Source organism: Streptomyces sp. NPDC088350 (assembly GCF_044753545.1).
GTDB lineage: Bacteria > Actinomycetota > Actinomycetes > Streptomycetales > Streptomycetaceae > Streptomyces.
The window spans coordinates 1-14,930 of record NZ_JBIVNL010000006.1 but is presented as its reverse complement, the minus strand read 5'-3'; the positions used below and the strand labels follow the sequence as shown (position 1 = coordinate 14,930).

Sequence of the window (14,930 nt, the reverse complement as noted above, 5' to 3'; positions counted from 1 at the left end):
GCGGGGGCAATGTCAGAGCTGACCCTCACGGTCATGCGGCTGGGTTTCCTGGCCGTACTGTGGCTGTTCGTGATCGTGGCCGTGCAGGTCATCCGCAGCGACCTGTTCGGAACGCGTGTCACTCAGCGCGGCTCGCGACGGGAAGCCGGACGACCGCAGCAACAGGCCGCCCGGCAGGCGGCGCCTCCGCAGCAGCGCCAGCAGCAGTCGGGCGGGGGCGGCCGGCGGGGCCGTAACGCCCCCACCAAACTCGTCGTCAGTGAGGGAATCCTCACGGGTACGACCGTCGCGCTCCAGGGCCAGACCATCACCCTGGGCCGGGCGCACGATTCGACGATCGTGCTGGACGACGACTACGCCTCCAGCCGCCATGCCAGGATCTACCCGGACCGCGACGGCCAGTGGATCGTCGAGGACCTCGGATCCACCAACGGCACGTACCTGGACCGGTCCCGGCTGACGACCCCCACACCGATTCCGCTGGGCGCGCCGATCCGCATCGGCAAGACCGTCATCGAGCTGCGGAAGTAGTCACCACGTCATGAATGAGCGCGAGCGGAGCGAGCACGCAGCGGCGGACCGCCTGGCGGACCCCGGCGCGCTCCCGACCGGAGGGTGGGCACCGTGCGGATGTACCCGGAGCCGACGGGCGAGGTGCGCATGAGTCTGTCACTGCGCTTCGCCGCCGGATCGCACAAAGGCATGATCCGCGAGGGCAACGAGGACTCCGGCTACGCCGGTCCACGCCTCCTCGCGATCGCCGACGGGATGGGCGGCCAGGCCGCCGGTGAGGTCGCCTCCTCCGAGGTGATCTCCACCATCGTCTCGCTCGACGACGACGTGCCGGGCTCCGACATCCTCACCTCGCTCGGCACCGCCGTGCAGCGGGCCAACGACCAGCTGCGGATGATGGTCGAGGAGGACCCCCAGCTGGAGGGCATGGGCACCACGCTCACCGCCCTGCTGTGGACCGGGCAGCGGCTCGGCCTCGTCCATGTCGGCGACTCCCGCGCCTACTTGCTGCGCGACGGGGTGCTGACCCAGATCACCCAGGACCACACCTGGGTGCAGCGGCTGGTCGACGAGGGCCGGATCACCGAGGAAGAGGCCACCACCCACCCGCAGCGCGCCCTCCTCATGCGCGCGCTCGGCAGCGGCGACCACGTCGAGCCCGACCTGTCGATCCGTGAGGTCCGCGCCGGCGACCGGTACCTGATCTGCTCCGACGGGCTGTCCGGAGTCGTCTCCCACCAGACGATGGAGGACACCCTCGCCAGCTACCAGGGCCCCCAGGAGACCGTGCAGGAGCTGATCCAGCTCGCCCTGCGCGGCGGCGGCCCCGACAACATCACGGTGATCATCGCCGACGTCCTCGACCTCGACACCGGCGACACCCTCGCCGCGCAGCTGTCGGACACCCCGGTGATCGTCGGCGCGGTCGCCGAGAACCAGCTCCACCTGCACGACAACGGCATCATGCAGACCCCGGCAGGACGCGCCTCCGGGCTCGGCCGCCAGGTGCCCGGACAGAACGGCGGGGGCGGCGAGTTCGGCCCGCCCGGCTCCGGCGACACCACCGGTTACATCCCCGCGGGCAGCTTCGGGGACTACACCGACGACGACTTCGTAAAGCCCTCCAAGGGCCGCAAGTGGCTGAAGAGATCCTTCTACACGGTGCTCACGCTCGCCGTCATCGGCGGCAGCCTGTACGGCGGCTGGCGCTGGACGCAGACGCAGTACTTCGTCGGCGCCAACGGCCAACACGTCGCGCTGTACCGGGGCATCAGCCAGGACCTCGCCTGGGTCTCGCTGTCGAAGGTGGAGAAGGACCACCCCGACATCGAACTCAAGTACCTGCCGCCCTACCAGCAGAAGCAGGTCAAGGCGACGATCGCCGAGGGCGGTCTCCAGGACGCCCAGAAGAAGATCGCCGACCTGGCGGTGCAGGCCTCCGCGTGCAAGAAGGAGTCCGAGCGCCAGAGTGCCGCGACCAAGCCCAGTGGCACCACGGGAACCACCAGCACCTCGCTCACGTCCAAGGCCACGCCGAAGCCGTCTCCTTCGACGACGGCTTCGACGTCCCCGTCCCCGACCAAGTCTGCGACTCCCAGCCCCGGTCCCAGCCTCTCGGAGGAAGAGCAGCAGGTCGTCTCGCAGTGCAGCAAGTAATAGGCAAGCCGTGAGAGGCCCCGTCACACGATGAGCAGTTCTACGAACACGCCGGCGCACCATACGTCCACGATCGGCTCCATCGGCGCACCGAGCAGACGCAACACCGAGTTGGCGCTCCTGCTCTTCGCGGTCGTCATCCCGGTCTTCGCCTACGCCAACGTGGGCCTGGCCATCGACGACAAAGTGCCGTCCGGCCTGCTGAGCTACGGCCTGGGCCTCGGCCTGCTGGCCGGCGTCGGACATCTGGCCGTACGCAAGTTCGCGCCGTACGCGGACCCGCTGCTGCTGCCCCTGGCCACGCTGCTCAACGGCCTCGGGCTCGTCGTCATCTGGCGGCTGGACCAGTCGAAACTGCTGCAGTCCATCAACCAGGCGGGCAACGCGGCGCCCCGGCAGCTGCTGTACACCGCGATGGGCATCGGACTGTTCTCCGTCGTGCTGATCTTCCTCAAGGACCACCGCGCCCTGCAGCGCTACACCTACATCTCCATGGTGGGCGCGCTCGTCCTGCTGCTGCTGCCGCTCGTGCCGGGTCTCGGCGCCAACATCTACGGCGCGAAGATCTGGATCTCGGTCGGCGGATTCTCCATCCAGCCCGGTGAGTTCGCGAAGATCGTCCTGGCGATCTTCTTCGCCGGCTACCTGATGGTGAAGCGCGACGCGCTCGCGCTGGCCAGCCGCCGCTTCATGGGCCTGTATCTGCCGCGTGGCCGCGACCTCGGCCCGATCCTGGTCGTCTGGTTCATCTCGATCCTGATCCTGGTCTTCGAGACGGACCTCGGCACCTCGCTGCTGTTCTTCGGAATGTTCATCATCATGCTGTACGTCGCCACCGAGCGGACCAGCTGGATCGTCTTCGGTCTGCTGATGTCGGCGGCCGGCGCGGTCGGCGTGGCCAGCTTCGAACCGCACGTCCAGCAGCGTGTGCAGGCCTGGCTCAACCCGATGAAGGAGTACACGCTCAGCAAGACCGTCGCCGGCCACTCCGCGCAGTCGATGGAGGCCCTGTGGGCCTTCGGCTCCGGCGGCACGCTCGGCACCGGTCTCGGCCAGGGCCACTCCGACCTCATCCGGTTCGCCGCCAACTCCGACTTCATCCTGGCCACCTTCGGCGAGGAACTGGGCCTGGCCGGCATCATGGCGATCCTGATCATCTACGGCCTGATCGTGGAGCGCGGTGTCCGTACCGCCCTCGCGGCCCGCGACCCGTTCGGCAAGCTCCTCGCGATCGGCCTCTCCGGCGCCATGGCCCTCCAGGTCTTCGTGGTCGCGGGCGGCGTGATGGGCCTGATCCCGCTGACTGGTATGACGATGCCCTTCGTGGCGTACGGCGGTTCCTCCGTCATCGCCAACTGGGCGCTCATCGGCATCCTGATCCGCATCAGCGACACCGCCCGCCGCCCGGCGCCCGCGCCCGCCCCGAACCCCGACGCCGAGATGACCCAGGTGGTCCGCCCGTCATGAACAAGCCCCTGCGCCGGATCGCGCTCTTCTGCGGCCTCCTGGTCCTCACCCTGCTGCTGCGCGACAACTGGCTCCAGTACGTCAAGGCCGACGGCCTCAAGGACGATCCGAAGAACCGCCGTGTCACCATCGCGCGCTACTCCACCCCGCGCGGCGACATCATCGTCGACGGCAACCCGATCACCGGTTCCACCGAGACCAGCACGTCCGGGCTGAACGACCTGAAGTACAAGCGCACCTACAAGAACGGCGCGATGTGGGCGCCGGTCACGGGATACGCCTCGCAGGCCTTCGGCGCCAACCAGCTGGAGTCCATCGAGGACGGCATCCTCTCCGGCACCGACGACCGGCTCTTCTTCCGCAACACCCTGGACATGATCACGGGCAAGGAGAAGTCGGGCGGCAACGTCGTCACCACCCTCAACCAGGCCGCGCAGAAGGCCGCGTGGAGCGGTCTGAAGAACCAGGGCGGCAAGGGCGCGGTCGTCGCCCTCGACCCGTCCACCGGCAAGATCCTGGCGCTGGCGTCCTACCCGTCGTACGACCCGTCGACGTTCGCCGGGAACTCCACCACCACGGACTCCCAGGCCTGGCAGAAGCTCCAGAAGAAGTACGACCCGAACGACCCGATGCTCAACCGGGCGCTGCGCGAGACCTATCCGCCGGGCTCCACCTTCAAGGTGGTCACCGCGTCCGCCGCCCTGGAGAACAACCTGTACTCGTCGGCCGACACGGCGACCGACTCGCCGCTGCCCTACATCATGAAGGGCACCACGACCGAGCTGAAGAACGAGGGCAACATCCCCTGCAAGAACGCGACCCTGCGGGAAGCGCTGCGGGTCTCCTGCAACAGCGTGTTCGGCAAGATCGGCGCCGACCTGGGCAACGCCAAGATGCTGGCCGAGGCGAAGAAGTTCGGCTTCGACGCCGAGCAGTTCACGCCGGTCCGCTCCAGCGCCTCGGTCTTCTCCGACAACATGAACTCCTCGCAGACCGCGCTGTCCTCGATCGGCCAGTTCAACACCGCGGCGACCCCGCTGCAGATGGCCATGGTCGCCTCCGCGGTCGCCAACGACGGCAAGCTGATGAAGCCGTACATGGTCGACAAGCTCCAGTCGTCGAACCTCGACACCATCGCGCAGACCGAGCCGCAGCAGCTGAGCCAGCCGCTGTCGTCGAAGAACGCGCAGATCCTGCAGTCGATGATGGAGACGGTCGTCGAGAAGGGCACCGGCACGAACGCCAAGATCAGCGGCGTCACCGTCGGCGGCAAGACCGGCACCGCCCAGCACGGCGTCGCCAACAGCGAGAACCCGTACGCCTGGTTCCTCTCCTACGCCAAGCTCCCCGACGGCAGCTCGCCGGTGGCCGTGGCCGTGGTCGTCGAGGACTCCAGCGCCAACCGTGACGACATCTCCGGCGGCGGCCTCGCGGCCCCCATCGCGAAGAGCGTGATGGAGGCGGTCATCAACAGCAAGAAGTGACCCCGATCACGTCCCCTTCACATCGGTGCACGTTGGGATACCGGTCCTGTATCGGGTGACGGGCTTGGCCAGGTCACACAGAGCCGGCCGGGTACGGTAGGCCCGGACGGCTAGCCTCCGACCGCACATCCGTGCGGATCGGGACCGACGGAGAGGGCTGGTAGGGAACTATGGAAGAGCCGCGTCGCCTCGGCGGCCGGTACGAGCTGGGCCAGGTGCTCGGCCGTGGTGGCATGGCGGAGGTCTACCTCGCCCATGACACACGCCTCGGCCGCACGGTGGCGGTGAAGACGCTGCGCGTCGACCTTGCGCGCGACCCTTCCTTCCAGGCCCGGTTCCGCCGGGAGGCCCAGTCGGCCGCCTCGCTCAACCATCCCGCGATCGTCGCGGTCTACGACACGGGCGAGGACTACGTCGACGGGGTCTCGATCCCGTACATCGTCATGGAGTACGTCGACGGTTCCACCCTCCGTGAGCTGCTCCACAGTGGCCGCAAGCTGCTGCCGGAGCGGGCCATGGAGATGACCATCGGCATCCTCCAGGCCCTGGAGTACTCGCACCGCAACGGCATCGTCCACCGCGACATCAAGCCGGCCAACGTCATGCTGACGCGCACCGGCCAGGTCAAGGTGATGGACTTCGGCATCGCCCGCGCGATGGGCGACTCCGGCATGACGATGACGCAGACGTCCGCGGTCATCGGCACCGCCCAGTACCTCTCCCCGGAGCAGGCGAAGGGCGAGCAGGTCGACGCCCGCTCGGACCTCTACTCGACGGGCTGCCTCCTCTACGAGCTGCTGACGGTACGGCCGCCCTTCGTGGGCGACTCCCCGGTCGCGGTGGCGTACCAGCACGTACGCGAAGAAGCGCAGCCGCCGTCGGTCTTCGACCCCGAGATCACGCCCGAGATGGACGCGATCGTCCTCAGGGCCCTGGTCAAGGACCCCAACTACCGCTACCAGTCCGCCGACGACATGCGCCTGGACATCGAGGCCTGCCTCGACGGCCAGCCGGTCGCGGCGACGGCGGCACTGGGTTCGGTCGGCTACGGCGGTTACGGCGACGACCAGGCGACCACGGCGCTGCGCTCGGACGCCGGCGCCACCACGATGCTGCCGCCCATGAACCCGGACGACGGCGGCTTCGGCTACGACGACCGTCCCGACCGGCGCCGCCAGCAGAAGAAGAAGTCGAACACGTCGACGATCCTGCTGGTCGTGGCGGCGGTACTGGTGCTGGTGGGCGCGATCCTGATCGGGAAGTGGGCGTTCAGCGGGAACAGCGCGGCCAACGACACCGTCAACACACCGAACTTCGTCGGGCAGACCCAGTCCACCGCCAACACCATGGCGGGCAACATCGGCCTGAAGCTGTCCTTCACGTCGAAGACCTGCGAGAACCAGCCCAAGGGCAAGATCTGCTCGCAGGACCCGGCTCCGACCACCTCGGTCAAGAAGGACTCCACCGTCAACCTGGTCGTCTCGACCGGCGCCCCGAAGGTCGTCGTACCGAGTGTCGTCGGCCAGAACATCGACGAGGCCACGACGACGCTCGAGGGCGACAAGTACAAGTTCGTCGTGAAGACGCAGCAGAAGGTGTCAGGGGAGGACCCGGGGACCGTCCTGGACCAGACCCCGGCCCTCGGCGCGGAGGTCCAGAAGGGCACCACGATCACCCTGACCGTCGCCAAGGCCCAGGCGAAGTCCACGGTCCCGGACGTCACCGGCCAGAGCTGTGACGATGCCAAGGCGCAGATGACCGCCAACAACCTCGTCGGCAACTGCACCCAGGTCGACACCAACGACTCCAACCTCGTCGGCAAGGTCGTCTCGACCAACCCGCAGGCCAACACCCAGGTCGACAAGAACTCCACGGTCAACATCCAGATCGGGAAGTCGACGCAGGTCCAGGTCCCGAGCGTCGTCACGCAGACAGTGAAGAACGCCAAGCAGATCCTGCAGCAGAACGGCTTCACCAACATCCAGTTCGCCGACGGCAGCGACCAGAGCGACAACGCGATCGTGACCGGGATCGACCCGGGCGCGGGCAACACGGTCGACCCCAGCAACACGACGATCACCCTCACCACCGTGAGTGTCGGAAACGGCAACAACAACGGCGGGAACAACAACGGCGGCACCAACTTCTTCGGCGGCAACTCCGGATAGCGGCACCCCCGTACGAACGACGGAGCCCCGGCACCCTGAGAAGGGGGCCGGGGCTCCGTCGTGCCAGTGCCAGTGGTCTCAGCGCAGTTCCTTCGGCGGTGTCCGCGCGCTGTCCACCTTGTCGACGCGGACCAGTTCGCCCCACACCACATACCGGTACCGGGACGTGTACACCGGCGTGCAAGTCGTCAGCGTGATGTAGTGGCCGGCCTTCTTCTTGCCGGATTCCTTGGGGACCTGGGCGAGGACCTTGACGTTGTACTTCGAGGTCTCCGGAAGGATGTCGTAGACCTTGTAGACGTACCACTCGTCCTTCGTCTCGAAGACGATCGGGTCGCCCTTCTTGAGCTTGTCGATGTTGTGGAACTTGGCGCCGTGGCCGTCCCGGTGGGCGGCGAGGGTGAAGTTGCCGGTCTTGCCGGTGGTGGGGAGGGCGGCCTTGACGGGGTCGGTGTAGTAGCCGGCGACGCCGTCGTTCAGGACGCTCGTCCCGGTGCCCTTCTCGACCAGTACCTCGCCGTTCTTCATGGCGGGCACGTGCAGGAAGCCGATGCCGTCCTTGGTGTCGAGCGCGCCGGGGCCGGTGTCCTTGTCCTTGGACCAGTTGTTCCGGACCTTGTCGCCCTGTCTGTCGGCCGTGCGGTCGGCGACGACGTTGGTCCACCACAGGGAGTAGACGACGAACAGGCCGAGGATCAGGCCCGCCGTGATGAGGAGTTCACCGAAGACGCTGACCGCGGTCGCGACCGGACCGGTGCCGCGGGGGCGGTCCGGCGGTGACGCGGGCGTGTCGGTCTGCTCTTCGGTGTCGTCGGTGGTCGCTGCCACGTTCATCTGCCCCTACTCGAAGAGCGCATCCGGCTTGCCCTTGCTGCGCGGCCGTTCCTCGACCATCTTGCCCCAGACGATCAGCCGGTACTTGCTGGTGAACTCCGGCGTACAGGTCGTCAGCGTGATGTAGCGGCCGGGTTTCGTGAACCCGGAGCCCTTGGGGATGGGGTCGATGACGCTGGTGTTGCTCGGCGACGTCACGGGCAGCGTCTTCGTCATCTTGTAGACGTAGTACATCTCCTGGGTCTCGACGACGACCTCGTCGCCGGGCTTGAGCTGGTTGATGTACCGGAACGGTTCGCCGTGGGTGTTGCGGTGCGCCGCGAGCGCGAAGTTGCCGGTCTTCGCGTCCGGCATCGCGGTCTTCAGGGAGCCCTCGCTGTAGTGCCCGACCATGCCCTTGTCGAGCACCTTCTTGTTGCTGACGCCCTCGGCGATCGGCGCCACCACGTCCAGCTTGGGAATGTGCAGGATGGCGAAGCCCTGCCCCGGCGAGAACTCTCCCGGAGCGCGCTTCCCGCTCGCCCAGTCGTTCTGCAGCTGGCTCGTCTCGCTGCCGGCCTGCGCGTGCGCCCGGACGTTCGTCCACCACAGCTGGTAGGTGACGAACAGCAGCATCAGGACGCCGGTGGTGATGAACACCTCGCCGATCGCCCGGCTCGCGAGCACCGCGGCACCCGGCTTGTTCGCCCGCGCCCGCCGCCGCGCCTCGACACGCGAAACGGGCGAGCCGGTCGAGCCGGGCGACCCAGGCGCGCCGACGCCCGATTCCGGGGTCTCGACGGTCTCCTCGGGCGCGCCGGTGCCCCCATGACGCCCGTGACGGCCCTTGGCGGCCTTTCTGCGGGCCGCACGGCCACCGGCGGGGGTTCCTGTGGCGGAGGAGGCGGACGAGGCGTCAGAGGCCGGTATGGACCGCCCGTGGCCGCGCCGCTCGGGCGGCGGCTCCGGTATCCGCAGCGCCATGGTCTCTTCGTCGATCGGACCGTACGGCACCCCGGACGCGCCCTGGGCCGACGCGTCGTACCACTCCTCGAACCCGCCCGGCTCCCCGTACGGCTGCTCCCCGTACGAGGCCTCGGACTCGCGCTCGGGGCGCAGCGCGGTCACGCCGTGGCCCTGCCCACCACCGGGGCGAGCCCCGCCGACCTCGCCACGGCACCCTGGTCGCCGCACTCCACCAGCCAGTTCGCCAGCATCCGGTGGCCGTGCTCGGTGAGCACCGACTCCGGGTGGAACTGGACGCCCTCGACGGGCAGTTCGCGGTGGCGCAGGCCCATGATGATGCCGTCGTGCGTCCGGGCGGTGACTTCCAGTTCGGCCGGGACCGTCGCCGGCTCGGCCGCCAGGGAGTGGTAGCGGGTCGCCATGAAGGGCGAGGGCAGTCCGGCGAAGACGCCGCGGCCCTCGTGCTCGACGAGCGAGGTCTTGCCGTGCAGCAGCTCGGGGGCGCGGTCCACGACACCGCCGTAGGCCACCTGCATCGACTGCATGCCTAGGCAGACGCCGAAGACGGGCACGCCGGTCGAGGCGCAGTGCCGCACCATCTCGATGCAGACGCCGGCCTCCTCGGGGGTGCCCGGTCCTGGCGAGAGGAGGACGCCGTCGAAGCCGTCCTGGGCGTGCGCCGTCGACACCTCGTCGTTGCGCAGCACCTCGCACTCGGCGCCCAGCTGGTACAGGTACTGGACCAGGTTGAAGACGAAGCTGTCGTAGTTGTCGACGACGAGAATCCGTGCACTCACTGGTTGTTCACCGTCACATCGTTGAAGGGCAGCAGCGGTTCGGCCCACGGGAAGACGTACTGGAAGAGGATGTAGACCACGGTCAGGGCAAGGACGAGCGAAATGATCGCCTTGATCCAGGCGTTGCCCGGCAGATGCCGCCAGATCCAGCCGTACATGCCGTCCCTTCCGTCGCGCCACGGCACCAGACTCACGCCGTACGCCACCAGACTAACGGCGCAGCGCGGCTGGTCTCCCGGCCTCCACAGGCTGTGTGGAGTCGAGATGTGCCCAGACGATCAGCCGGTGGCTGTGCCCCCACTCCGGATCGCACGTGGTCAGCGTGAGATAGCGGCCCGAGGCCGTGTACCCGGACTTACGTGGCACAGGATCGATCACCTCAATGTCGGTGGGAACGGTTTTGTAAGGCCCTTTGTCGATCCGATACGTGAACCAGGTCGTCCCGTCCGTCAGCACCACCGCGTCACCCCTGCGGAGCTCGGGAAAGTCCACGAACGGGTCGCCGTACGTCCGCCGGTGCCCGGCCACCGCGAAGTTCCCGACCTGCCCGAGCTGCGCGGTGCCGGCGTAGTGCCCGAGCCCCTTCTTGAGGGTGTCCACGGCGGTGTCCTCAAGGACGGGCTTGTTCCACGTGAAACCAAGCCGCGGGATGTACATGATCGCGAAAGGCTTGCCGTCCTTGTAGGCGGCCGGTTTCGCCGGGGCGGCGGGCGAGGGGGCCCGGGACGCCTTCGGGTGCGCGGTCTGCCGCGACCACTGGCTCTGCAACTGGTGGATCTGGTCGCTCATCGTGTGGTCGGCCTTCACACCGGTCCAGAAGAGCACGTAGACCACGAAGAGGACGATCAGGGTGCCTACGGTGATGCAGAGTTCGCTGACGCTCCTGACGATCACGCGCACCGGCAACTCCTGTACGGCCGCCTACTCCACTGGCTTCGCGTAGTGCAGATCCACTGTGCCCGAGTACCCGGGAAGAGTCACCGTCCCGTCGTCGGTCACTTTCCAGCCGAGCCCGTAGACGTCGACGTACACCATGTAGTTCTGGATCGCCTTGGACGCCGCCAGCGCCCGATGCATCTTCTCCGGGTCACCCACGGCGGTGATCTTGTACGGCGGTGAGTAGACCCGGCCCTGGAGGATCAGGGTGTTGCCCACGCAGCGCACGGCGCTGGTCGCGATCAGCCGCTGGTCCATCACCTTGATGCCCTTGGCACCGCCCTGCCACAGGGCGTTCACCACGGCCTGGAGGTCCTGCTGGTGGATGACCAGGTAGTCGGGCTGCGGCTCGGGGTAGCCGGGGAGCTTGGCGGTGGCGTTGGGCGGGGCGTCGTTGAGGGTGACCGTGAGGGCCTTGCCCTTGAGCTGCTGCGCGCCCGCGGTCCGCTCCAGCGCCGAGAGCTTCTTGCCGTCGGCGCCCGTGCCGGTGTCGTCCTCCTTGCGGAGCGCGTCGACCTCGTCGCGCAGGACTCCGTTGGCATCCTCCAGCCGGCCGTTCTTCTGGCTGCGGTTCTGGATGAGGTCGGACAGCTTCAGGAGGGAGGCGTCCGTGCGGATGTTGGTGCCCTTGGCCGTGTTGAAACTGGTGAAGAAGATGAGCCCCGCGAGGGCGAAGACGGCCACCGTGAGAATCCGTACGGGACGGAAACGGCGGATACGGGCGGGACTGGTACCCGTCCCGGGGGAGTCGGCAGAATTGCTCAACGTACCCTTATCTCCTTCGGCGCCGCGGAAGCACTACGCTAACGGACGCCCGGGGGAGCACTCAGTGTCCCCTTGTACGCTGCCCCGGAGCCCGCCCCAGTTCCCTGCGCGGCCACGCAGCGCATCGACAGGAGAGACCCTCGTGCCGAAGTCACGTATCCGCAAGAAGGCCGACTACACGCCGCCGCCGGCGAAAGCGGCGACCGCCATCAAGTTGAACAGCCGTGCCTGGGTCGCACCGGTGATGCTGGCCATGTTCGTCCTCGGCCTGGCCTGGATCGTCGTCTTCTACGTCACCGACGGCTCCTTGCCCATCGACAGTCTGGACAACTGGAACATCGTGGTGGGCTTCGGCTTCATCGCCGCCGGGTTCGGCGTCTCCACGCAGTGGAAGTAGCGGCCACACCCCGGTGAACTCAGCTCTGCCCACGGCTTTCCGCTGAGTTATCCACAGGCCAGGGAAGTATCCACAGCGGGCCTGGGGAAAAAGAACGACGATCTGTGGATAACCCACCGGGTGTTGACGCTGGTGTGACTGACACACTGGCAACCGCAAGCCTGTTCGCCCCCTGCCTGACCTGCACAAATACGGGTCGGTGACAGGGGGCACAGCTGTTCCCGCACGGTATGCACAAGATCCGGCACGCGCTGTGGACAACGGTTTGGTATCAGCTGAGCTGAGCCGTCCTGATCAGCGTCAACACCACGACGACGACCAGTACGAGGGCACAGGTGCCGTACTGGATCAGGGCTCGGCGCTCCCGCGGGGCGTGGACCATCGCGTAGCCGACCACGACACCGGCGACGAGACCGCCGATGTGGGCCTGCCAGGCGATGTTGCCCCAGCCGAAGGTGAAGATGAGGTTGATCACCAGCAGGGCGAGGATCGGGCGCATGTCGTACCGCAGCCGGCGCATCAGCACGGCGGTCGCACCGAAGAGGCCGAAGATGGCACCGGACGCACCGAGCGAGGATTCGGTCGGCGAGGCCAGCAGATACGTCAGCGCGCTGCCGGCCAGGCCGGAAACGAAGTAGAGCGCGAGGTACCTCACACGACCGAGCGCGGCCTCCAAGGGGCCTCCGAGCCACCAGAGGCTCAGCATGTTGAAGCCGATGTGCCACACGGCCTGGTGCGCGAACATCGCGGTCACCAAGCGGTACCACTCGCCGTCCGCGACGCCCATCGTGGCCTTGTAGGGCGCCGGCGGCCACTCGCCGACGAGGACGAGGTGGTCGAGGAGCGACGGGCGCACCTGGACGGCGATGAACACCGCCACGTTGATGCCGATCAGGATCTTGGTGAGCAGCCGCGGATCCGCCACCACCGTGCCACCGGCGATCGTGCGGGGCTGGGCCGCCGTCGGGGCGTGCCCGGTACCGGAGCCGTTGCGGACGCAGTCGGGGCACTGGAAGCCGACGGAGGCGCTGACCATGCACTCGGGGCAGATCGGGCGCTCGCAGCGGGTGCAGCGGACGCCGGTCTCCCGGTCCGGGTGGCGGTAACAGACCGGCAGACTGTGGGCATCCTGGGGCCGCTGCTCCTCCGGGCCCTGCGGGCTGCCTGGCGCCTGGTCCATGGGGTCCCCTCAATCCTTCGTACGCAATGCACCGCCCCGCCCATCCTTACGGATGAGCGGGGCGTTTGGTTCCCGGCGGTAAGAGCTGCCGGAGTGGCCCTAGCGGGTCTCGATGACGACCGACTCGATGACCACGTCCTGGAGCGGACGGTCGGTGCGCGCGTTGGTCTTCGTGGTCGCGATGGTGTCCACGACCTTCTGGCTCGCCGCGTCGGTGACCTCACCGAAGATGGTGTGCTTGCGGGTCAGCCAGGCCGTCGGGGAGACGGTGACGAAGAACTGCGAGCCGTTGGTGCCCGGACCGGCGTTGGCCATGGCCAGCAGGTAGGGCTTGTCGAAGCGGAGGTCCGGGTGGAACTCGTCCTCGAACTGGTAGCCGGGGCCGCCGGTGCCGTTGCCCAGCGGGTCTCCGCCCTGAATCATGAAACCGCTGATCACCCGGTGGAAGACCGTGCCGTCGTAGAGCTTGTCCGTGGACTTCTCACCGGTCGCCGGGTTGGTCCACTCACGCTCGCCCTTGGCGAGCTCGACGAAGTTCTGGACCGTCTTGGGCGCCTCGTTCGGCAGAAGCCGGACTTCGATGTCGCCGAGGTTGGTCTTCAGGGTGGCGTAAAGCTGCTCAGCCACGATCTGCCTTCCGTTGTCTTCCTGTGACTCCCAGATCCTCGCACGCTCGACGGGCTGCGTCGCCCGACGGCCTCCTCTGGGGGCTTTTCCACAGGATTCGCTTGCAGAAAACCGTTCGAGTGGGTCCGGGACAGGGGCATGAAGCGGGGATCCGTGGCATTGTCGACGACAAGCTGCCGTTCCCCCGTATTCATCCGTTATTGCCCGTGATCGTGACCCGGATGCCCGCCCTCACATGCCCCGTCCCCATCTGGCAGGCATGATCCGTAATGGGGTGGATAGACGAAGAACCGTACGCCACCGAGGAGGAGGAACCCGTGACCCGCATCGACAGCGTGCGCTCCGCGACCGGATCGGCGAAGGACAGCGTGCTGCACGCCGCGGAAGTGGTGGCGCCCTACGCCGACACGGCCAAGGACAAGGCCGCGTACTACGCCCACGAGGCCCGCGTACGGCTCGCGCCCAAGGTGTCGCTGGCCGCCGACCAGGCCCGCGTCCAGTACGACGCCCATGTCGTCCCGCGCCTGGAGCAGGCCCGTACGCATGTACCGCCGAAGGTCGACCAGGCCGCCCAGGAGGCGGCCGTCCGTACCCGCAAGGCCGCGCAGCAGGCCGCCGAGTACTCCCGGCCGAGGATCGAGCAGGCGGTGGCCGCCGCCGGACCGGTCAGGGACGAGGCCGCCGCGCGCGGTGCGGCGGCGCTCGCCGCGCTGCGCGGCCAGGTCTCGGCCAAGGACATCCAGAAGCTGGTCCACAGGCACGAGCGGCGCGCGAGGGCCGGCCGTCTCGCGAAGGGGCTGGCGGTACTGGGCGTCCTCGCGGGCGGCGCTTTCGCCGCCTGGAAGTGGTGGGACAAGCAGGCGAACCCCGACTGGCTGGTCGAGCCGCCCGCCGCGACCGAGGTGCCCGAGACCGGGCGGCTCTCCGCGGTGGACGGCAGCCCGGAGGCCGTGCTCGACCCCGAGGTCGAGGCCAAGCAGGCCGAGGACGAGGCCGCCGAGAGCGACGACCACCGCTGACGTCCGACGCACCGTCAACATCGCCGTGGGGGGGGGGGGGGGGCGGGGGGGGGCCCCCCCCCCCGGGGGGGGGGGGGGGCCCGGGACCACGGCGGGCGCGGGGGGCGGGCGACCCCCTGATTTTAGGCAGCTGCCCGCGGTG

The 14,930-nt window shown here is 68.1% G+C and carries 15 protein-coding genes; 7 read left to right on the top strand and 8 right to left on the bottom strand.

The features are described 5' to 3' along the window. Positions 1-9: 9 nt before the first annotated feature. The 5 genes from ACIQBL_RS21495 (at position 10) to pknB (ending at position 7,288) form a co-directional block, all read left to right on the top strand. Positions 10-531, top strand: coding sequence for an FHA domain-containing protein (locus ACIQBL_RS21495; RefSeq protein WP_019073543.1), 522 nt, complete (start codon positions 10-12; stop codon positions 529-531). A gap of 99 nt (positions 532-630) precedes the next feature. Then, on the top strand, positions 631-2,169 hold the full coding sequence (locus tag ACIQBL_RS21490) for a Stp1/IreP family PP2C-type Ser/Thr phosphatase (RefSeq protein WP_401945055.1): 1,539 nt from the start codon (positions 631-633) through the stop codon (positions 2,167-2,169). A gap of 30 nt (positions 2,170-2,199) precedes the next feature. Further along, positions 2,200-3,636 carry an FtsW/RodA/SpoVE family cell cycle protein gene (locus ACIQBL_RS21485; RefSeq protein WP_401944074.1) on the top strand — a complete coding sequence of 479 codons (1,437 nt, stop codon included), beginning with the start codon at positions 2,200-2,202 and terminating at the stop codon, positions 3,634-3,636. Beyond that, positions 3,633-5,120 (top strand): peptidoglycan D,D-transpeptidase FtsI family protein, encoded by a 1,488-nt coding sequence (locus ACIQBL_RS21480; RefSeq protein WP_401944072.1) that lies wholly within the window; start codon positions 3,633-3,635, stop codon positions 5,118-5,120. Before ACIQBL_RS21485 ends, ACIQBL_RS21480 begins: the two co-directional genes overlap by 4 nt. Before the next feature lie 170 nt (positions 5,121-5,290). Beyond that, positions 5,291-7,288, top strand: a complete 1,998-nt coding sequence (pknB, locus tag ACIQBL_RS21475) for a Stk1 family PASTA domain-containing Ser/Thr kinase (protein ID WP_401944071.1) — start codon at positions 5,291-5,293, stop codon at positions 7,286-7,288. A 78-nt stretch (positions 7,289-7,366) separates the two neighbouring features. Here the strand turns inward: pknB and ACIQBL_RS21470 are convergent, their stop codons facing one another. From ACIQBL_RS21470 to ACIQBL_RS21445, 6 genes are read right to left on the bottom strand one after another with little or no spacing between them, the layout of a single operon-like run. Beyond that, a complete protein-coding gene (locus tag ACIQBL_RS21470) occupies positions 7,367-8,122 on the bottom strand; it encodes a class E sortase (RefSeq protein ID WP_401944069.1) in 756 nt (251 codons plus the stop codon). Positions 8,123-8,128: 6 nt separating this feature from the next. Then, entirely contained in the window at positions 8,129-9,229 is a 1,101-nt protein-coding gene (locus ACIQBL_RS21465; protein ID WP_401944068.1) for a class E sortase, read from the bottom strand. Further along, positions 9,226-9,864 carry an aminodeoxychorismate/anthranilate synthase component II gene (locus ACIQBL_RS21460; RefSeq protein WP_401944066.1) on the bottom strand — a complete coding sequence of 213 codons (639 nt, stop codon included), beginning with the start codon at positions 9,862-9,864 and terminating at the stop codon, positions 9,226-9,228. Before ACIQBL_RS21460 ends, ACIQBL_RS21465 begins: the two co-directional genes overlap by 4 nt. Next, complete coding sequence (locus ACIQBL_RS21455; RefSeq protein ID WP_401945079.1) at positions 9,861-10,058, bottom strand: hypothetical protein; 198 nt, start codon at positions 10,056-10,058, stop codon at positions 9,861-9,863. The genes ACIQBL_RS21460 and ACIQBL_RS21455 overlap by 4 nt, the downstream gene beginning before the upstream one ends. A 16-nt stretch (positions 10,059-10,074) precedes the next feature. After that, entirely contained in the window at positions 10,075-10,764 is a 690-nt protein-coding gene (locus ACIQBL_RS21450) for a class E sortase (protein ID WP_401944064.1), read from the bottom strand. Positions 10,765-10,785: 21 nt separating this feature from the next. Further along, on the bottom strand, positions 10,786-11,565 hold the full coding sequence (locus tag ACIQBL_RS21445) for a DUF881 domain-containing protein (RefSeq protein ID WP_401944062.1): 780 nt from the start codon (positions 11,563-11,565) through the stop codon (positions 10,786-10,788). A gap of 142 nt (positions 11,566-11,707) precedes the next feature. Here ACIQBL_RS21445 and crgA point away from each other — a divergent pair, with 142 nt between their 5' ends. Continuing rightward, complete coding sequence (crgA, locus tag ACIQBL_RS21440) at positions 11,708-11,962, top strand: cell division protein CrgA (RefSeq protein ID WP_043675969.1); 255 nt, start codon at positions 11,708-11,710, stop codon at positions 11,960-11,962. Between the two features lie 271 nt (positions 11,963-12,233). On the opposite strand, the gene ACIQBL_RS21435 is transcribed toward crgA, so the two are convergent. Both ACIQBL_RS21435 and ACIQBL_RS21430 read right to left on the bottom strand, forming a co-directional pair. Then, positions 12,234-13,142, bottom strand: coding sequence for a rhomboid family intramembrane serine protease (locus ACIQBL_RS21435; RefSeq protein WP_401944060.1), 909 nt, complete (start codon positions 13,140-13,142; stop codon positions 12,234-12,236). Positions 13,143-13,241: 99 nt separating this feature from the next. Next, complete coding sequence (locus ACIQBL_RS21430) at positions 13,242-13,769, bottom strand: peptidylprolyl isomerase (RefSeq protein ID WP_401944058.1); 528 nt, start codon at positions 13,767-13,769, stop codon at positions 13,242-13,244. 317 nt (positions 13,770-14,086) lie between these two features. Between ACIQBL_RS21430 and ACIQBL_RS21425 the strand changes: the two genes are divergently transcribed. After that, on the top strand, positions 14,087-14,788 hold the full coding sequence (locus ACIQBL_RS21425) for a DUF5324 family protein (RefSeq protein WP_401944057.1): 702 nt from the start codon (positions 14,087-14,089) through the stop codon (positions 14,786-14,788). Positions 14,789-14,930: the final 142 nt, after the last annotated feature.